8 protein-coding genes are annotated in these 21,545 nt (G+C 41.6%); all 8 read left to right on the forward strand.

What is annotated here, in order from left to right:
- Nucleotides 1–4: 4 nt before the first annotated feature.
- Genes C7B70_RS15975 through C7B70_RS16010 form a run of 8 tightly spaced genes read left to right on the forward strand, consistent with a single transcriptional unit; the run spans nt 5 to nt 21,287 of the window.
- On the forward strand, nt 5–1,039 hold the full coding sequence (locus tag C7B70_RS15975; protein ID WP_106370009.1) for a TauD/TfdA family dioxygenase: 1,035 nt from the start codon (nt 5–7) through the stop codon (nt 1,037–1,039).
- 43 nt (nt 1,040–1,082) lie between these two features.
- Nucleotides 1,083–5,540 (forward strand): non-ribosomal peptide synthetase, encoded by a 4,458-nt coding sequence (locus tag C7B70_RS15980; RefSeq protein WP_106370010.1) that lies wholly within the window; start codon nt 1,083–1,085, stop codon nt 5,538–5,540.
- Nucleotides 5,540–8,788 carry a non-ribosomal peptide synthetase gene (locus tag C7B70_RS15985; protein ID WP_106370011.1) on the forward strand — a complete coding sequence of 1,083 codons (3,249 nt, stop codon included), beginning with the start codon at nt 5,540–5,542 and terminating at the stop codon, nt 8,786–8,788. The genes C7B70_RS15980 and C7B70_RS15985 overlap by 1 nt, the downstream gene beginning before the upstream one ends.
- A gap of 19 nt (nt 8,789–8,807) precedes the next feature.
- Entirely contained in the window at nt 8,808–13,415 is a 4,608-nt protein-coding gene (locus C7B70_RS15990; RefSeq protein ID WP_233220962.1) for a non-ribosomal peptide synthetase, read from the forward strand.
- The gene (locus C7B70_RS15995) at nt 13,415–17,683 is read left to right on the forward strand and encodes a non-ribosomal peptide synthetase (protein WP_106370013.1); all 4,269 of its coding nucleotides are present in this window, start codon (nt 13,415–13,417) and stop codon (nt 17,681–17,683) included. Before C7B70_RS15990 ends, C7B70_RS15995 begins: the two co-directional genes overlap by 1 nt.
- Nucleotides 17,684–17,724: 41 nt before the next feature.
- Entirely contained in the window at nt 17,725–19,119 is a 1,395-nt protein-coding gene (locus tag C7B70_RS16000) for an aspartate aminotransferase family protein (protein ID WP_106370014.1), read from the forward strand.
- A 24-nt stretch (nt 19,120–19,143) separates the two neighbouring features.
- Nucleotides 19,144–19,953 (forward strand): cupin-like domain-containing protein, encoded by an 810-nt coding sequence (locus C7B70_RS16005; protein WP_106370015.1) that lies wholly within the window; start codon nt 19,144–19,146, stop codon nt 19,951–19,953.
- Nucleotides 19,950–21,287, forward strand: a complete 1,338-nt coding sequence (locus C7B70_RS16010; RefSeq protein WP_106370016.1) for an MFS transporter — start codon at nt 19,950–19,952, stop codon at nt 21,285–21,287. The genes C7B70_RS16005 and C7B70_RS16010 overlap by 4 nt, the downstream gene beginning before the upstream one ends.
- Nucleotides 21,288–21,545 lie beyond the last annotated feature (258 nt).

The raw sequence follows: 21,545 nt of genomic DNA on the forward strand, positions 1-21,545 counted from the left end.
TTATATGGAATCAACATCGCCAACATCTAACATTAAGCTAGGCAATATCCGTCGCAAATCTATCAATTTATCGCCTACAGAATTAGTTAAAGTAGACTTGCTTCCATCCGGGAAAATCCCCTTAGTCATTCAACCTGTTGTTGAAGGCTTGAACTTAGTAAAATGGGCGCAAGATAACCAAGAGTTTATTAAAAAAACCTTGCTCCAATATCGAGCGTTGCTATTTCGCGGTTTTAATATAAACACCACCGATTTATTTAACCAATTTGTTAGCACTACCTCTAGCGGACAATTATTAGAATATCGCGATCGCTCCTCTCCCCGTCACGAAATTAGCAACAAAATCTATACCTCCACAGACTACCCCGCCGATCAAAGTATTTATCTCCACAACGAAGGTACATACTGGTTAACTTATCCCTTGAAAATTTACTTTTGTTGTCTTGTTGCAGCACAACAAGGCGGGGAAACACCAATAGCAGATTGTCGCCAAGTCTTTCAAAGGATTAGCCCTCAAACTAGGCAAAAATTTATAGACAAAAACATTTTGTATGTTCGTAACTATAACGATGGATTTGGACTAACTTGGCAAACAGTATTTCAGACAGAAGACAAAGCCGTAGTAGAAGAATACTGTAATAAAAATGCTATCGAATATGAATGGAAAACAGGCGATCGCCTGCGTACTCGTTCCTATCGTCAAGCGATTGCCAAGCATCCAATTACAGGCGAATTATCATGGTTTAATCATGCTGCTTTTTTCCATGTCTCCACCCTCGAACCTACTTTGCAAGAAGCTTTACTAGCAGAATTTAAACAAGAAGATTTACCAAATAATACTTATTACGGCGATGGCTCGCAAATTGAACCGGAATTATTAGAAGAAATCAGAACAGCTTATCAACAAGAAAAAATAATGTTTCCCTGGCAACAAGGAGATTTATTAATGTTAGATAATCTTTCTGTAGCTCACAGCCGCACCCCATTTATAGGTAAGCGCAAAGTAGTAGTAGCAATGACAGATCCAGTTAAAAATTAAAAGTTTTTAAAATAATTGTAGTTAAACAAAAATATTTTCAATTATGCAATCAACAACTCTTATAGGCTACAGACTTTCTCCTCAGCAAGAACATTTATGGCAATTTAACCCCACTGCTAACAGTCAATGTAGCATCACAATCCAAGGCAACCTTAACCTGGGAATATTACAATCTGCCATCCAAAATATTGTCAATCAATATGAAATTCTCCGCACCAACTTTGATTGTTTACCACAAACAACAGTTCCCGTACAAATCCTACGCGATCGCCAATCAATTTCTCTCGATTATCATGACTGGGATACCTTACTAATCCCTAACCAAAATCTAAAAATAGCCGAACTATCTCAACAACAAAGCTATAAAAATGTCAATTTAGAAACAGGAGCGTTATTACAACTAACCTTAGTTAAACTTTCCGCAAAAAACCACGTATTATTAGTAACTTTACCTACGGCGATCGCTGATGTAATTAGCCTGCAAAACTTCGTTCGAGAAATTAGCATTTTCTACACTGCGGCTATCAACAATCAAGAAGTAGATAACGACATACTCCAGTATGCAGATATAGCCGAATGGCAACACGAATTACTACTAGAAGCAGAAGGAAAAGCTTATTGGGAAAACAAAAACATTTCGAGTTTACCTATTAAGCTACCTTTTGAACAGCACCTTAATCAAGATTTTCAGTCCCAATCATTAAAGGTCGATATTGTCAAGCAAAAAAATGACAATTTACCTGCAAATTATGCAAGCTGGTTATTAACTTGCTGGATAGTTTTATTGTGGCGAAATACTGACGTTGCGGAAATAACTATAAATAGTTTGTATGATGGACGAAAGCATACAGAATTGCGCTCGGCAATCGGACTATTTGCTAAGTATTTACCTTTAGTATTTTCTTTAAATCCAGATTTATCTTTTAGCCAAGTATGGCAACAAGTTCAAGCATCTGTGGACGAAGCATATCAATGGCAGGATTATTTTGTTGGGCAACAAAACGAGCAGGATTTTACCGATTTACCAATAGCTTTTGATTTTATAGAGCGATCGCCACAATATACAGCAGGTGAAATCTCTTTAGCAATATCCCAGCAGTACGCTTGTATTGATAGATGCAAATTAAAACTATCGTGCTGGCATCAAGACGACAATTTAATATTAGAGTTGCACTACGATCCTCTCATCTACCAAGCTCAAGATATTTGTAGATTAACAGAGCAATTTCAACAGCTATTGACGAGTGCTACCAATAATCCACAAACATTAATCAGCGAACTAGAAATACTAGGCGATCGCGAAAAGCATCAATTACTAACTGAATTTAATAATACTCAAACCACTCCCCCCAGTTACCAATTAATTCACCAATTATTTGCAGCACAATCAGCACGTACTCCAGATAGTATTGCGGTAATATTTCAAGAGGAAAAATTAACCTACGACGAACTCAACAGACGTGCTGACAAATTAGCCCATTACCTGCAACAACTAGGCGTTAAACCAGAAACCGTAGTCGGAATTTGTGTAGAGAAGTCGCTAGAAATGATAATTGGTATTCTTGCCATTCTCAAAGCAGGCGGTGCTTACCTACCATTAGATCCAGCCTACCCTCAAGAGCGGTTAGCATTTATTCTCCAAGATACCCAAGCGCCGATAGTATTAACTCAGCAAAAACTCGTCCAAAATTTACCACCACATCTAGCAAAAGTTCTTTGCTTAGATACAGATTTGCAAGATACTGAAGCTGCAAGCCAATCTAGTTATGCTGTAACTTCAACTAATTTAGCCTACCTAATCTACACCTCCGGCTCTACAGGGAAACCCAAAGGCGTACAAATCAGCCATCAAAATTTAGTCCATTCCACTCAAGCGCGGATCAATTACTACCAAGAAAGCGTCACCAGTTTCTTATTACTTTCATCCTTTGCTTTTGATAGTTCTGTAGCGGGTATTTTCTGGACTTTATGCTCTGGTGGCGCTCTCATACTTCCGCAAGCAAAAGGAGAACAAGACATTCCTTATCTTCTCGATCTAATTACCCAACATCAAATATCCCACGTATTAAGCCTGTCTTCCTTGTATGCAATTCTTTTAGAACAGGCAAAGCCAGCACAGTTAGCCTCACTACAAAATATTATTGTCGCTGGTGAGTCTTGTTTACCTGCGTTAGTCAACCATCATCAGCAACTACTGCCTCAAACATCCTTATATAACGAATATGGCCCTACGGAAGGGACTGTTTGGAGTAGCGCAACCAAACTGACAGTACCAGTATCTATCGGTCGTGCGATCGCAAATACGCAACTTTATCTACTCAACTCTCGTCTCCATCCCGTTCCCTTGGGCGTGGCTGGCGAAGTGTATATTAGTGGCGATGGCATAGCTAGAGGCTACTACAATCGTCCTGATTTGACCGCCGAACGCTTTATTCCTCATCCATTTAGTGACGTGGAAGGACTGCGCCTTTACAAAACAGGTGATTTAGCCCGCTATTTGGTAGATGGAAACATCGAATTTTTGGGACGAATTGACCAACAAGTAAAAATTCGCGGCTTCCGCATTGAATTAGGGGAAATTGAAACCGCAATAATGCAACATCCCAGTATCCGCACCAGTATTGTTGTTGCTCGAAAAGATAAAAGTAATCGCCAGCGTTTAATAGCCTACATCATCCCTGAATCAGGACAAATAGCGCCTACTCTTACCCAAATACATCAATTCCTCCAGCCGCAGCTACCAGACTACATGATGCCCTCAGCTTTGGCGTGTATTAGCACCATTCCTCGGCTTCCCAATGGCAAAATTGACCTCAAATCATTGCCAGATCCGGAATTATCTAGAGCTTTTGTTGCGCCGCGTACTATTCCAGAAAAGACTTTAACCAGTATTTGGCAACAAGTTTTACGCCTGGAACAAGTAGGCATCCATGACAATTTTTTTGAGTTAGGCGGAGATTCTATTGTCAGCATTCAGATGGTGAGCAAAGCCAATCAAGCAGGGTTAAAGCTTACTCCCAGACAGATATTTGAGCAACCAACGATTGCTCAATTAGGTGCGATCGCACTTGCAACCTCAACTACCGCCATAGAACAAGGATTAGTTACAGGTGCAGTACCCCTTACACCGATTCAGCACTGGTTTTTGGCACAAAATCAACCCGACGCGCACCACTGGAATCAGTCACTATTATTAGAAGTTGCGCCCGGAAGTAACCCCAATTTGTGGGAACAGATAGTACAGCATTTACTTAATCATCATGATGCACTCCGCCTGAATTTTCAGCAGCAAGAATCTGGCTGGCAGCAAATTATTAGTTCTCACCAAAGGGAGGTATTTACAAAAGTAGATTTATCAGCATTGCCAGAAGTTGAGCAAAAATTAGCAATAGAAGCTACCGCCACCAAATTGCAAGCTAGTTTGAATTTAGCAGAATCCCTAGTAAGGTTTGCGTGGTTTGACTTGGGGCGATTGCGTAGTCGTTTATTAATTATCGTTCATCACTTAGCTATAGATGGCGTTTCTTGGCGGATTTTAATTGAAGACTTGCAAACTGCCTATCAGCAACTTAGCCAAGGTGAGGCGATTACTTTGCCTGCTAAAACAACGTCGTGGCAAACATGGGCGTTGCATTTACAAGAGTATTCCCAGTCTTTGCCGCAACTAAATTACTGGTCAACACAATTGCACAAACCAGTGACGGCTTTACCTGTGGATGATGCGGGGGGCAAAAATACTGTAGCTGAGGCTAATACTGTATCTGTATATCTTAGTCAGCAAGAAACCCAAGCTTTATTGCAAGAAGTACATCAGGCTTATCGCACCCAAATTAATGATGTGTTGCTGACGGCGCTATTACAAACACTTACTCAGTGGACAGGAGAAAGTTCGCTCTTTGTGGAATTGGAGGGACATGGACGCGAGGAAATGTTTGCTGATGTTGATTTGTCGCGGACTGTCGGCTGGTTTACTACTCATTTTCCCGTATGGCTGGAATGGCAAGGCAGCGATTTAGGTAATAGTTTAAAGGCTGTCAAAGAGCAATTGCGGTCGTTGCCTGATCGCGGATTTGATTATGGCGTACTGCGCTATCTAAGTAATACAAGGGAAAAACTGCCAGTATCTCAAGCTGAAGTCTTGTTTAACTACTTAGGTCAAACTGACCAAATATTATCATCGCTGTTTGTACCCGCCGCAGAGTCGATTGGGGCAAACCGCAGCCAACAGGGAAGGCGGAATTATTTGCTAGAAATTACCGCCGTTGTAGTAGGCGATCGCTTACAAGTTAATTGGACTTATAGCCAACAAATCCATCACCGCACCACGATTGAGCAATTGGCAGCAGATTTTATAGCCAAGTTGCGATCGCTAATTACTTATTGCCAATCACCCCCAGACGCAGGCTACACGCCTTCAGACTTTCCCCAAGCCAAACTCAACTCTCAAGACTTAAATAAGTTTTTGGCAAAGTTCAACCGCCCATCGGAGGAGACAAACTAATGAATACAGCCAATATCGAGAACATTTACGAACTTTCCCCGGTGCAACAGGGTTTACTCTTTCATAGCCTGTATGAATCGGATGGCGCTTATTTTGTCCAGTTGAGCTATAGCTTTGGCGGACTATTAAATATTGTCGCCTTTACGCAAGCTTGGCAAAGAGTTTTAGAACGCCACGCACCCTTGCGGACAAGTTTTTATTGGGAAGGGATTGATAAACCGTTGCAAGTTGTCAATAAACAGGTAGATTTACCCCTTAAACAATTAGATTGGCGGGAAATAAACCCAGAAGAACAACAAACTAAATTTCAGGATCTGTTGTTGAGCGATCGCCAACAAGGGTTTAATTTATCTACAGAATCTTTGTTGCGTCTAACATTGATTCGTTTAGGCGATCGCGCTTATCAATTTATCTGGAGTTCTCACCACATCATCTTAGATGGTTGGTCAACAGCTTTAGTATTCAAAGACTTTGTTCTGCTCTACCAAGGGTTTTGTCAGGGTGAAGATATATTTTTACCTTCTAGCAGTTGCTTCGCTGATTATATTGCGTGGTTGCAACAGCAAGACTTAGAGCAAGCAGAAGTATTTTGGCGGCGACTCCTCCAGGGAGTGCAAGCACCTACACCCTTAACTAATCTTGAAGTTAATAACTTACATCCTCAAATAGAAAAATATGACGAACAACGGCTTAAGCTATCGGTTGCAACTACCGAGAAGCTCAAAACTTGGGCAAAACAACAGCAACTAACACTAAACACCTTAGTACAAGGAGCGTGGGCTTTGCTCCTGAGTCGTTATAGCGGTCAAAATGATGTAGTTTACGGCGTAACCGTTTCCGGTCGTCCGGTTGATATCCCCAGTTCTGAATCCATGGTAGGAATGTTTATTAATACCCTACCTTTGCACGTTCGGGTAGATGCCCAAATGTCCTTGACATCTTGGCTTGGACAGCTTCAAAATCAATTACTAGAAATCCGCCAGTATGAGTACAGTCCTTTAGTTGAGATTCAAGGCTGGAGCGAAATACCGCGAGGCGTACCGTTATTTGAGAGCATATTAGTATTTGAAAACTACCCCGTTGATCGGGCGCTGCAAGATTGGCAAGCAGATTTAGAAATTCGCAATCTTAGCGCTGTCGATAATACCAATTATCCGCTCACAATTAGCGCTATACCTGGGATTGAGTTAGAACTAAGAATTGCTGGCGATCGCCACCGTTTTGATGCTTCGACTATTTCTCGAATGTTGGGACACTTGCAAACGTTGCTAACAGCAATGGTTTTCAATCCCGAAGTTCGCTTGCACGAGTTACCACTATTAACCGCAACGGAGAAACAGTTATTAGTAGATTGGAATAAAACAACTACTAACTATCCGCAGCAGTGCATTCATCAGTTATTTGCCCAACAGGTAGAAAAAACACCAGATGCAGTCGCCGTAGTGTTTGAAGGTCAAAGCCTAACTTATCAACAATTAGACCTACAGGCGAATCAATTAGCGCATTACTTACAAAAATTAGGAGTCGGCGCAGACATCTTAGTAGGGATTTGTCTAGAACGCAGCTTAGATATGGCGATCGCAGTTTTAGCTGTCTTCAAAGCTGGCGGTGCTTACGTCCCCCTAGATCCCGATCGCCCTTTATTGCAACTAACTTTTATGTTGCAGGATGCGGGTTGTCAGATTTTACTAACTCACAAACATTTAGCCGCCGATTTTGAGTCAGGACAAATAGTTTATTTAGATACAGATTGGGGGGTAATTTCTCAAGAATCACAATTACAACCTCATAGTACAGTTGCACCGGAAAACCTGGCATACCTCATTTATACCTCTGGTTCTACAGGACTTGCTAAAGGGGTAATGGTGACGCATAGCAGCTTGACTAATGCTTATTTTGGTTGGGAAACAGCTTATCAACTGCAAAATATTAGCTGTCATTTGCAAATGGCGAATTTCTGCTTTGATGTTTTTGTGGGGGATTTAATTCGGGCTTTGTGTTCTGGGGGCAAATTAGTTTTATGTCCCCGCGACTATCTTTTAGAACCCGCCGCGCTGTACTCTTTGCTGCGCCAGCATCAAGTAGAATGCGCCGAATTTGTCCCCGCAGTTTTAAATAATCTCGTCCAATACTTAGCCAAAAGTCAACAGTGCCTTGATTTTATGCGGCTGGTAATTTGTGGTTCAGATAGTTGGTATGGCGCAGAGTATCAGAAAATTCAAGCAGTATTAGGCGATCGCGCGCGTCTAATTAATTCCTATGGTTTGACTGAAACTACTATTGACAGTTCCTACTTTGAAACGGTTACAGGTAAGTTATCAATAGATCAATTAGTCCCCATTGGTAGACCTTTCGCTAATACTCAACTTTACATCTTAGATCCTTATTTACAACCCGTCCCGATTGGAGTATGTGGCGAACTCTATATTGGCGGTGCAAGTTTGGCTAGAGGGTATCACCATCGCCCAGAATTAACCGCAGAGAAATTTATTCCCGATTGTTTTAGCGAGTTTCCAGGTAGCCGTTTGTACAAAACTGGCGATGTAGCCCGTTATCTCCCAGATGGCAACATTGCTTTTGTAGGTAGAGTTGATTATCAAGTCAAAATTCGCGGTTTTCGGCTTGAATTAGGGGAAATTGAAGCCATCCTTAGCCAACACCCAGCCGTAGAAAAAGTTGTAGTTGTAGTTAGAGAAGATGAACTTGGAAAACGCTTAGTAGCTTACATTCAGTGTCAAGATGTTAATTTACAATTGCGCGATTTTCTGCAATCAAAGTTACCGCAATATGCCATTCCTTCAGCGTTTGTATTGCTTCGCGCGCTGCCACTTTTAGCTAATGGTAAGGTCGATCGGCGATCGCTACCCAAGCCTGACTTAGCCGCTAATACAGATACATTTATGCCCCCTCGTACTGCCATAGAGAAAGTATTAGCAGGCATTTGGGCGAAAATTCTTCGTGTTGAAAAAGTAGGCATTTACAACAATTTCTTTGAGTTGGGGGGACATTCTTTACTTGCGACTCAAGTTGTTTCCCGCATCCGCGAAACATTTAAAGTCCAGTTACCTCTACGCGCGTTATTTGAATCGCCAACCGTTGCGACGTTAGCGCAAAGCTTAATTACTTACGAGGTAAAGCCAGGAATGACTGAGAAAATCGCCCAAATCTTGCAACAGATTGAGGGAATGTCCTCTGAAGATGCGAAAGCAGCGTTGCAAAGTAGGAAAACGATTAAATCTGTCGGTTAATTCAAAACTATCGGGGAATATGATGGAAGACTTATATTTACAATCTGAAAAACTGGAACTGTTGGATTACTTACTAGCAGAAGCAGAAATTACATCTTCTCAACCAACAATTACGCCTCGCCCAAGTTCTGAGAATTTGCCGTTATCTTTTGCTCAACAACGTTTGTGGTTTCTCAATCAGTTAGAACCAGATAGTCCCTTTTACAATATTTCTGCGGCTTTGCGCTTGAAAGGTGTACTCAATATTACCGCCTTAGAAAATAGTTTTAACGAAATTATCCGGCGACACGAAGTTTTGCGAACGGCATTTACTGTTGTTGATGGGCAACCGATTCAAGTTGTTACTCCCTGCCAAAAGTTAACTATTCAATTAATCGATCTTACTAATTTATCAATTGTAAAACGTGAAGTTGAGGTACAAAAATTAGCGATTCAAGAAGTCGAGCAACCTTTCAATCTAGGAGCGGGGCTTTTGGTTAGAAGTACATTGTTACGTCTGGGGGAGTCAGAACATATATTGGTGTTTGCCATGCACCACATTGTTAGCGATGGTTGGTCAATAGATGTGTTGGTGCAGGAGGTAGCAACGTTATACGAATGTTACTGTAACGGCAAGCCTTCGCCTTTACCAGAATTGACTATCCAGTACGCCGACTATGCAGTTTGGCAACGACAGTATTTACAAGGGGAAGTTTTAGAACGTCAGCTTGACTACTGGAAGCAGCAATTAGGAAGCAACTTACCAGTTTTAGAGTTGCCTACAGACAAAATGCGATCGCATAGCCAATCTTTTCGCGGCGCAAGTCAATCTTTTTACCTCCCTCAAAACCTAGTTGTTGCGCTCAAAAGCCTCAGCCAGCAGGAAAGTTGTACTTTGTTTATGACTTTTTTAGCAGCTTTTCAAGTGTTACTTTCTCGTTATGCGGGAATGAGGGATATTGTTATCGGTACGCCAATTGCCAACCGCGATCGCACGGAAACCGAAGGGTTAATTGGCTTTTTTGTCAATACCTTAGTATTGCGGACTGATTTGTCAGATAATCCTAGCTTTCGAGAACTATTAAAGCGGGTACGGGAGACAACTTTAGGTGCTTACGATCATCAAGATTTGCCTTTCGATTTATTAGTAGAAGCTTTAAATCCGCAGCGAGATTTGAGTCATACGCCTTTGTTTCAAGTAATGTTTGTCTGGCAAAATGCGCCAATGTCGGCTGTAGAACTATCTGGTTTGACTTGGGAAACTGTAGCGACTGATAGCAAAACAGCTAAGTTTGATTTGACTTTATTAATGGAGGAAACCGAGTTAGGGCTAAAGGCTGCATTGGAATACAACACCGATTTGTTTGAGGCGACAACTATTAGCCGGATGGTAGAACATTTACAGATCGTTCTAGAGGGTATTGCTGCAAATCCTAATCAGCCCGTCGCCAAACTCCCTTTAACTCCTCAGCTAGATGGGAATTTTACTCAAGCTGAATATTCTTTAGATCGCTGCATTCATGAGTTATTTAGCGATCGCGCCGCCCAAACACCAGATGCCGTCGCCGTAGTATTTGCTGGCAAACAATTAACTTACAAACAGCTAAATACTCAGGCAAATCAGTTAGCTAACTACCTGCAAAAACGAGGTATTCGTCCCGATTGTTTGGTAGGTATCTGTGTCGAACGTTCCTTAGAAATGGTGGTAGGACTTTTAGGCATTCTCAAAGCTGGGGGCGCTTATTTACCAATAGATCCAGCTTATCCCCAAGAACGGTTGGCATTCATGCTAGAGGATGCTGGCGTATCAGTATTGCTGACTCAAGAAAGATTAGCTAATTTGCTGCCCGAACAAGCACAACTTATTTGTTTGGATAGTGACTGGGAAAAAATCGCCCAAGCAAGTCAGGACAACCCCAATAGCACTGTACAACCGGAAAACATCGCCTATGCCATTTATACATCTGGTTCTACAGGCGTTCCCAAAGCTGTAATGATTCCCCACAGGGCAATTTGCAATCATATGTTATGGATGCAAGCAGAATTTCCTTTAACACCCGCCGATTGCGTACTTCAGAAAACCCCCTTTAGCTTCGATGCGTCTGTTTGGGAGTTTTACGCCCCTCTATTGGCTGGCGGTAAATTACTGTTAGCCCAACCTGGCGGACATCAAGACAATACTTATTTAGTTGACCTAATTGCCGCCCAACAAGTAACTATTTTGCAATTAGTACCTACGCAACTAGGATCGCTATTAGAAAATCCAAAAATCGCCCACTGTAAAAGTTTGCGGCGGGTATTTTGTGGCGGGGAAGTATTAACTACTGACTTGCAACAGCGATTTTTTAGCTGTTTACCAAAGGTAGAACTGTACAATCTTTATGGCCCAACTGAAGCAACGATTGATACTACCTTTTGGCGATGTCAGTTTGAGGATGAATATAGAGTAGTACCGATTGGCAATGCGATCGCCAACGTGCAAGTTTATGTCTTAGATTCCTACCTCCAGTTAGTTCCTGTAGGTGTGACTGGCGAAATTTATATTGGTGGTGATAGTTTAGCGCGCTGTTATGGCGACTTCCCAGATTTGACTGCCCAAAAGTTTATTCCTCATCCTTTTGCTACGGGGGAGCGACTGTATAAAACTGGAGATTTGGGGCGTTATCGAACCGATGGCGTTATCGAATTTCTTGGTCGTATTGATAGCCAAGTGAAGTTAAGAGGTTTCCGCATTGAGTTAGGAGAAATAGAAGCGCAACTTAGCCAACACCCACAGGTAAAACAAAGCGTTGCCATCGTCCGGGAAGACGTACCAAGTCAGCAGCGCTTAGTAGCTTATATTATTGCTCGTCAGCCGTCCCCCACCGTTAGCGAACTGCGGAGTTTTTTAAAACAGAGACTACCAGACTATACAATTCCAGCTATTTTTATTTTCTTAGATGTTTTGCCACTTTTACCCAATGGCAAGATAGACCGAAATTCTTTACCATTACCCGATCTTCAGAGAGCGAATTTAGAGTTTACCGCCCCCCGTAACTCTATTGAAGCAACCTTAGTTCAAATTTGGAGCCAAGTTTTACAAATAGAAAATATTGGCGTAGACGATAACTTTTTTGAATTGGGTGGTGACTCAATTCTCAGCTTGCAGGTAATCGCCAAAGCCAATCAAGCAGGTTTGCAACTAACACCCAAGCAAATATTTGAGGAGCAAACGATCGCTCAATTAGCCAAAGTTGCTAGTACAACAACAGTATTGCAGGCAGAACAAGGACTTGTTACGGGTTCTCTACCTTTAACACCTATCCAACACTGGTTTTTTGAGCAGGAACTTACCGATCCGCATCATTGGAATCAGGCAGTTATGCTAGAAGTACCTCAAACAAGCGATCGCCAAATTTGGGAGCAAGTAGTTCAAAAACTGCTCGAACATCATGATGTTCTGCGATCGCACTTTACCCAAACGGCATCTATTTGTCCTCCTCCCGCTAATACACCACCTTTTACCATTGTTGATTTATCAGCTTTGCCTCTAAGTCAGCAAAAGCAGGCAATTGAGACTACCGCCACCACTTTGCAAGCAAGCTTAAACTTATCTGGGCAATTAGTAAAAGTTGTCTTATTTCAACTAGGAATGCAACAACCTAGCCGATTGCTAGCGATCGCTCATCATCTAATTATTGATGGTGTTTCTTGGCGCATATTGCTAGAAGACTTGCAAACAGCTTATCAGCAGCTTAGTCACGGTCAGACAATTGAACTACCAGCAAAAACAACCTCTTTCAAACAGTGGGCGGAACAACTAAGAATATATGCTCAATCTAGCGCCGTAGAATCAGAGCGAGATTACTGGCTTAGTCAATCTTATTTACAGCCTCTACCCGTAGATTTTACTAATGGTGAAAATATTGAAGCTACGGCGGCTACTGTATCGGTTTCCCTTAGCCAGCAAGAAACCCAAGCTTTGCTACAGGAAATACCCGCCGCCTATCAAACTCAAATTAATGATGTATTACTAACGGCATTAGTCCAAGCTTTTTCGGAGTGGACGGGGGTAAATTCCCTATTAATTGACTTAGAAGGTCACGGACGAGAAGATATTATTCCTAATATTGACTTATCGCGGACAATTGGCTGGTTTACTACTATTTTCCCCGTATATTTGCACCTAGAAGCAAATAGCGCCCCAGAAACGGCATTAAAGACGATTAAAGAGCAATTGCGTAGCATCCCGCACCGAGGGATTAATTATGGTGTATTGCGCTATCTTTGCCGAGACGAGGGGCTGCAAGCACTGCCCCAAGCGGAAGTGAAGTTTAATTACTTAGGTCAGTTCGACCGAGTATTGTCTATATTTCAAAGCGCGTCCGAATCTAGCGGTTTAACTCAAAGCCCACGCGGAAAGCGTAACTGTCTATTAGAGATCAATGGATTAATTATCGAAAATCAGTTGCGCCTAAATTGGACTTACAGCCAAGCCGTACATCAACACACCACCGTTACTAAGTTAGCGGAGAGCTTTATTAGTGCATTGCGATCGCTAATTGCTCACTGTAAATCTCCCAATGCTGGCGGTTACACGCCTACAGATTTTCCCCAAATGCAATTTTCGCAACAAGAACTAGACAGCTTAATTGCTGAACTAAACTAATGAATAAAAAAAATATCGAAAATATCTACCCGCTTTCGCCTACGCAGCAAGGCATACTATTTCATACTCTCCACGCGCCAGAGTCAGGAGTTTATGTTGTGCAAAGTTGCTATCCGTTTAGCCAAACTCTTGACATAGCAGCTTTTCAACAAGCTTGGCAACAAGTTATTAACCGACATCCAATTTTACGAACTTCTTTTCATTGGCAACAATATAAAGAGCCGTTTCAGGTAGTTCATAAGTCCGTAACTATACCTTGGCAATATTACGACTGGCAAAACTCCTCAGAAATTGAGCAGCAATTAGCAGCTTTTTTACAAGCAGACTGCAAGCAGGGATTCGATCTTACTCACCCGCCGCTATTGCGTTTAACTCTAATCCAAATAGCCGAAAATACTTATCATTTTGTTTGGAGTAGCCACCATTTAATTTTAGATGGATGGTCTACAGCTTTAGTTCTCCAGCAAGTATTTCTTTCTTATGCAGGAATAAGCGATCGCTCCTGTGCAACGCGCCCCTACGCAGACTATATTAACTGGTTGCAACAACAAGACTTATCTCAAGCCGAAACCTTTTGGCGCAAGACACTCCAAGGATTTACTGCACCTACTCCGCTAAAGTTAGGGAAATCAACAGGTTATAGTAACCACTCGCTCAAATTATCCGCCGCCACCACCGCCGCGCTGCAATCAATAGCACGACAGCACAGATTAACCTTAAACACTCTCTTACAAGGCGCTTGGGCTATTCTTCTAGCTCGTTATAGTGGAGAGGAAGATATTGTATTTGGGGCAACATCTTCCGGTCGTCCACCTACCTTAGTTGGCTCAGAATCAATGGTAGGGCTATTTATCAACACCTTGCCAGTACGAGTACAGGTGTCGGGCAAAGCCTTACTAATACCCTGGTTGCAGCAACTTCAAGCGCGACAGGTAGAAGCGCAGCAGTACGAATATAGCCCCCTCGTACAGGTACAAGCTTGGAGTGATGTACCGCGTGATGTACCTTTATTTGAGAGCATTTTAGTATTTGAAAATTACCCTGTAGACGCTGGCTTGCAACAATGGGCAACAGAAATGCAAGTTCACCAGATTCAATCTGTAGAATCAACCAATTACGCGATCGCTCTCAAAGCTGGAGTTAGTAATGAGCTATCTTTAGAAATTTTAAGCGATCGCCCCTCTACTCCGATCCAGCGAATGTTAGGTCATTTGCAAACATTATTAGAGGGGATGGTAGCAAATCCCCAAAGTGCGATCGCTTCTTTACCATTACTAACCACCGCCGAACAACAGCAACTATTAGAGTGGAACAATACCCAAACTGATTACCCTCAAGACAAGTGCATTCAGCAGTTATTTGAAAATCAAGCAGCACAAACTCCAGATGCCATAGCGGTAGTATTTGCAGACCAATATTTAACTTATCAACAACTAAACAGCCGTGCTAACCAATTGACGCACTATCTGCAAAAACTCAATGTTGGGTTAGAGGTTCCGGTTGCTATTTGCTTAGAGCGTTCTTTAGAAATGGTTATTGGTATTCTTGCCATTCTCAAAGCTGGGGGCGCTTATGTACCCATTGATCCAGCCTATCCCCAGGAACGATTAACAGCGATATTAGCAGAGGTTCACGCGCCAGTATTTTTAACTCAAAAACGGCTGTTAACAAAACTTGCACCCATCAATACTAAAGTTGTTTGCTTAGATGCAGATTGGCAGAATATCCACCTAGAAAGTGAGAAAAATCTGCTCGTTGCTGTCACTCCTGACAACCTAGCCTACATTATGTACACCTCTGGTTCTACAGGCACTCCCAAAGGTGTCAGCGTTCTACATAAAGGTGTAGTGCGGTTAGTCAAAGCAACCAATTACGCTCAATTAAACGCTCAAGAAGTATTTTTGCAAGCTGCGCCGATTTCCTTTGATGCGGCAACTTTTGAGATTTGGGGCTGTTTGTTAAATGGAGCAAAATTAGTATTATTTCCTAATGACACCGCATCTTTATTAAAACTAGGGCAAGTAATTCGCCAACATCAAATTACAACCCTGTGGTTGACAGCAAGCTTGTTTCACCTCATAGTAGACGAGCAACTAGAAGATTTACAGACAGTAAAACAAATTTTGGCGGGTGGTGATGTGCTATCTGTTCCCCACGTTCAAAAATTACTGCAATCTAAACATTGTCAGCTAATTAATGGCTATGGCCCTACAGAAAACACCACATTTAGCTGTTGTTACCCGGTTACAGACGATCACTATTTAGAAAATATCCCTATTGGTCGTGCGATCGCCAACACCCAAGTTTACATCTTAGATCCCTGCTTGCAACTGCTTCCAATCGGTATTAGCGGCGAAATCTACGTTGGTGGCGACGGTTTAGCCAGACACTACCACCGTCGCCCAGAGTTAACCGCCAGTAGCTTTATTCCCCATCCTTTTAGTAAAACTCCTGGGGCGCGACTTTATAAAACGGGGGATTTAGGACGCTATCGGGAGGATGGTAATATCGAATTTTTGGGAAGAAGTGATCGCCAAGTAAAAGTTAGAGGCTTCCGTATTGAGTTAGGAGAAATCGAAGGGGCAATTTCTCAATACCCCCAGGTAAAGCAAGCAGTCGTAACAGCAAACAAAGATCAATTAGTCGCCTATGTTGTTTTAGCACCATCCTTAATTGACGACTTGCGCGGCTTTTTGCAATCAAAGCTACCTAAATATATGCTGCCATCAGTCTTTATACCTCTAACAGCCCTACCAATAAATGTTAATGGCAAGGTTGATCGCCAACTATTACCAGCACCGCAAGCGCACACAACACAATTAAAAACTTATATATCACCGCGTACCACCCAAGAAGCCCAACTCGCACATATATGGGCAGAGATTTTAGGCTTAGAAAGAGTAGGAATACATGACGACTTTTTTGCCCTAGGCGGTCATTCCTTGGCGATCGTGCGGCTATTTGCCCGGATTCGACAAACGTTTGCGGTAGATATCCCTATTCAAACTATATTTACAGCCCCTACAATAGCTGAATTTGCTCAAAGACTGTTATCAGATCCTCCTACATCGCCAGTTTTCGATCTTCAATCTGAAGCTGTCCTCGATTTAGAAATTACTTGCTCAAAAAAATATATTCCCATCTCTGAACCTGCAAGTATTTTCCTCACAGGGGCTACTGGATTTTTGGGTGCATTCTTACTTGCTGAACTACTCCAACAAACTAGCGCAAATATTTATTGCTTAGTACGTGCAACCAATGCAGAAGCGGCTAGACACAAGATTCAGGACAGTTTTACCTTTTACTCACTCAATGATGTTGGGCAAAGTTCGAGAATTATTCCTGTTGTGGGAGACTTATCGCAGCCGCTATTAGGACTTAGCGAGGCACAATTTACAGCCTTAGCCGAAAAAATTGATGTTATTTACCACAATGGCGCGTGGGTTCATCATGCTTCCCCCTACTCTATTCTCAAGGCGGCGAACGTATTGGGAACTCAAGAAATTTTACGATTAGCCAGCCAAATTAAAATCAAGCCAGTACATTTTATTTCTACTATTAGCGTCTTCTCGGCGGCTGGAGAAGCAGGCTTAAAAGTAGTTTCAGAAGATTCTAGCCTAGACGAGATTCCCTTCCCAGAGGGCGGCTATGCACAAAGTAAATGGGTAGCAGAAAAGTTAATCAAGATTGCAGGCGATCGCGGTTTACCCATATCTATTTATAGACCAGGACGAATTTCTGGACATAGCCAAACTGGTGCATTCAATCCCAACGACCTTTTATCTAGGTTACTCGTAGGTTGCTTAAACTTGGGCAGTTTTCCTGAAGGAGAATTTTTAGAAGGACTAGCACCAGTAGATTATGTCAGTAAAGCTATTGTCTCCTTATCGCAACAACCAGCATCTTTAGGCAAAGCCTTTCACCTATTAAATCCTCAACCTTTTGAATTAAAAATGCTGTTTAAGGTTATTCGTTCCTTTGGCTACCCATTAAAACAGATTTCTAGCGATTCCTGGCAAGCCGAATTAGCTTTAATTGGCGATCGTTCCCCCGAACATCCCTTATATCCTTTGATTCCGCTACTTCACGCACACAAAAAATCACCGCCGATAACACTAAACGTTGACTGTAAAAATACCCTGCAAAGCCTCAACAATAGCTCAATTATTTGTCCATCTACCGATGAAAAATTACTTAGTCTCTACCTATCTCGTATAATTCGCAATAACTTAGAGTCTCTACCCCAAAAAGACATTATTCACCAATAATTTTTCTTTCCACTTCGCGTCTTTTATTAATCAAAACTCTCATGCAAAAAAGTATTTCTCCTTTATCGCCAAGCCTTCAAGCCAACTATTTATCAGAGTTTACCGCTCAATATAGCGATCGCACCAAAACATCTAAACAACTCGCTCAAATTTATCGTGCGACCTTAGCCGATAACCGAGTTTCCGCAGGTTTTAACCTAGCACTCAAAGAAATGTGCTATCCCATAGTTGCTAAAAAATCTCTCGGTTCTAAAATTTGGGATGCAGACGGCAACGAATATATTGATGTTGTTATGGGGTTTGGGATCAACCTTTTTGGTCACAATCCCCCTTTTATCAAAGCCGCACTCTTAGAACAATTAGATAAAGGCACTCACTTAGGAGTACAAACAGAACTATCAGGCGAAGTAGCACAGTTAATTACTGAAATGACAGGCATGGAAAGAGTTGCTTTTAGTAATACAGGCACAGAAGCAATTATGACCGCAATTCGCATTGCTAGAGCTACTACAAATCGTCACAAAATTGCTATATTTTCCGGTTCTTATCACGGTCATTTTGATGGCACGTTAGTTGAAAATGCAGAAATAAATGGTAATTTCACTACGGTTCCTGTAGATTCAGGTACACCACCGAAATTTGCGGAAGATGTTTTAGTTTTAGATTATGGCAATTGGCAAGCGCTCGATATTATCAAAGCCAACAAAAATGAACTAGCAGCTATTTTAGTTGAACCAGTCCAAAGTAGCCGAATTGATTTTCAACCGCATGAATTTCTCCATCAATTAAGGCAATTAACAACTCAATTAGACATTGCTTTAATTTTTGATGAAATGGTTTCAGGCTTTCGCATTCATCCTGGCGGCGCGCAAGCTTGGTTTAATATTGCCGCCGATATAGCTACCTACGGCAAAATTATCGGTGGCGGAATGCCCATTGGTGTTATTGCTGGTAAAGCTAAATATATGGATAAAATTGATGGCGGAATGTGGAATTATGGCGATTCTTCTTATCCTCAAGTAAAGCAAACTTTTTTTGCAGGTACGCATTGCAAACATCCTCTATCCTTAGCCGCCGCAAAGGTTATATTGCAATACCTCAAAGCCCAGGGAGCAACTTTACAAACCCAGCTAAATCAACGCACAACCGAGTTTATTCAAACCTTAAATACCTATTTTGAATCTGGGGAAATGCCTATTAAAATGATAAACTTTGGTTCATTATTTGGGCCTGGTAATTCGACATCAAGTAATAATTCTAGCGATTCGTCATCTTTGGGATTAAGCCTATTATCTTATCATTTAATTCACCAAGGCATATTAAGTAGAGGTGGTAGCGGGTTCTTGTCTACAGCCCATACTGATGAAGATATTAATTGTATAGTTCAGGCTGTTCAAGACAGTATTAACAATTTACGCTTAGGCGGATTGTTGTAAAACTAATCCTCATAAAAAAAAGTTATGAATGTCCAACCTATTCAACGCATTGAAAACCCATCAGTTGACGAATTTAAAACAACCTATGGTTTACAAAGTAAGCCAGTAATTATTTCTGGGGTTGCTACAGAGTGGGCAGCATCTTCTTTATGGCAACCTGAAATGTTTAAGAATATGTTTGGAGATATATCTGCGCCTTTAAGAGCAAGTGATAATGAAATTGATGTTTTCTTTGGGCAATCTAAAGAACAAACAGTAATGTCAATTGCTGAATATATAGATAGCATTAATTTAACCGATACGAAGGGAAAGCGACCAGCCTATCTAGGTAATATTCCCCTCAATTCACCGCTAACTCAACAGTATTTTAACAAAATTAAATCTCATTTTAGTTTTCCTAACTACTTGCCGGAAAATAGCGGCAATGAAATTCGTTTATGGATTGGTGCTACTAATCAAAAGTCAACAATTCATAATGACAACTATCACAACTTCAATGCTCAAATATTTGGAAAAAAAACATTTTTACTGTTTCCACCAGAGGAGTACGAAAAGTTATCGATTGTCAAGATTGATGACGAATTATGGTCAAGTCCCATCGATCCCCAGCAACCAGATTTAGATAAATTTCCTAGTTTCAAGGAAATTAACGGTTTAGAAGCTGAATTACAGGCAGGAGATATACTTTTTATTCCGGCTTTTTGGTGGCATCAAGCACGAACAATTACAACAGCAATTAATCTCAATATGTGGGTTTTTACTGCAAATATTTGTAAAACTTGGCAAGAACATCCTACCTTTAGCAAAGCTGTAAGTACAGGATATAAATTTTGAACGCCGCAGATATTCAAAAAACCAATCTCCGCACCTTTTTGATTATTTGGGCAAGTCAAGTAGCCTCTATACTTGGCTCAGAAATGACTAATTTTGCTATAACTATTTGGGCGTGGAATATTACAGGTAAAGCTACATCATTATCTTTGATTATCCTCTTTACCCAAATTCCTAGATTAATAGCAGCACTGTTTGCAGGCATATTAGTTGATCGGTGCGATCGCAAATTACTAATGGTTTTAGGAGATTCCGCCGCCGGGATATCAACTATTGCTATATTTATCCTCCTGACAACCAATCGCCTAGAAATTTGGCATCTTTACATTACCGCAGCTTTTAGCGGACTATTTGGCTATTTTCAGCATTTAGCATACTCCGCTTCTATATCGGCGCTTGTACCCAAACAACATTACACGCGAGCGGCGGCTTTGTGCAATCATGTGGGACAATTTGGTTCAAATATCATTGCCCCAGGATTAGCCGGAGCGCTTTATTATCAGATTGGTCTGCAAGGTATTTTGACTATTGATATTGCAACTTTTGCGATCGCCCTTTGCACCATATATTTTGTCCAAATTCCTCAACCTGTCGTTAAGCGAGAACCAGAACAACAAAAACTTTGGCAAAATCTAACTTTTGGTTGGCGCTACATCTTTAAAAATCCTAGCTTGCGATCTTTGTTAATATTCCTACTTATTTTTAACTTTATTGATTATGCAATTTCTGGTATCCACGCTTCACTAATTTTGTCCCGCAGTCACAACAACACCTCAGTATTTGCCAGCGTTCAATCTGCTATCGGTTTAGGTGGTGTAATTGGTGCGGTATCGCTGAGTGTGTGGGGTGGGTTTAAACGTCGCATTCATGGGATGTTGCTAGGAACAGTATTAAGTTATGGCTGTATGGTGGTGTTTGGATTAGGAAATTTACCCGCAACTTGGATATTGGCTGGTTTTTTCACTGCTGTATTTTGGTCATCTATCAGTAGTTCGGAGCAAGCAATTTGGTTATCTAAAGTCCCACCAGAGGTACAAGGACGAGTCTTTGCTAATCGTTATTTGCTTACCCAGCTTGCTGCACCAATAGGACTTGCGATCGCTGGCCCATTGGCTGACCATGTTTTCCAGCCTGCTATGCTCCCTGGAGGTATACTTGCAAATACATTTGGCGACTTATTTGGTAATAATTATAGTTCTGGGATCGCCCTACAATATACCCTCTTTGCTTTTTGCGGTGTACTGCTTGGTTTAACCGGATATACCTGGGGTAAATTGCGAAATATTGAACTTGTTATACCCGACTATGAGGTTAACGACAAAAGCACAATACAATAATAGTCTTAAATGATTTATAGAGCTATCGAGCATTTAAGGAAGTTGCCTATTCAGCATCTTCAAGACGCAGATGTTGATTTGATTTACAAACCGAGTTCTTGTTTAAGATCGGCAAGGGGAGTAGTACCATGCTGCCGTGCTTCCTCAAGAGCGGCACGAGCATCTTCTAGGTCAGCTTGTATTGTTAGGGTCGAGGGGAAGTATTATCTTCCGCCCCTCCCTGTTAGATCCGGACGTGCGGCTTTCACCGCATCCGGC

This window comes from Chlorogloea sp. CCALA 695 (assembly GCF_003003885.1).
Taxonomy (GTDB): Bacteria; Cyanobacteriota; Cyanobacteriia; order Cyanobacteriales; family Chroococcidiopsidaceae; genus Aliterella.

Excerpts from the sequence above, each read along its gene's own strand:
- C7B70_RS15985 (WP_106370011.1), top strand. The coding sequence starts at position 5,540 with ATGAATACAGCCAATATCGAGAACATTTACGAACTTTCCCCGGTGCAA.
- C7B70_RS15975 (WP_106370009.1), top strand. The coding sequence starts at position 5 with ATGGAATCAACATCGCCAACATCTAACATTAAGCTAGGCAATATCCGT.
- C7B70_RS16005 (WP_106370015.1), top strand. The coding sequence starts at position 19,144 with ATGAATGTCCAACCTATTCAACGCATTGAAAACCCATCAGTTGACGAA.
- C7B70_RS15990 (WP_233220962.1), top strand. The coding sequence starts at position 8,808 with ATGATGGAAGACTTATATTTACAATCTGAAAAACTGGAACTGTTGGAT.
- C7B70_RS15995 (WP_106370013.1), top strand. The coding sequence starts at position 13,415 with ATGAATAAAAAAAATATCGAAAATATCTACCCGCTTTCGCCTACGCAG.
- C7B70_RS15980 (WP_106370010.1), top strand. The coding sequence starts at position 1,083 with ATGCAATCAACAACTCTTATAGGCTACAGACTTTCTCCTCAGCAAGAA.
- C7B70_RS16000 (WP_106370014.1), top strand. The coding sequence starts at position 17,725 with ATGCAAAAAAGTATTTCTCCTTTATCGCCAAGCCTTCAAGCCAACTAT.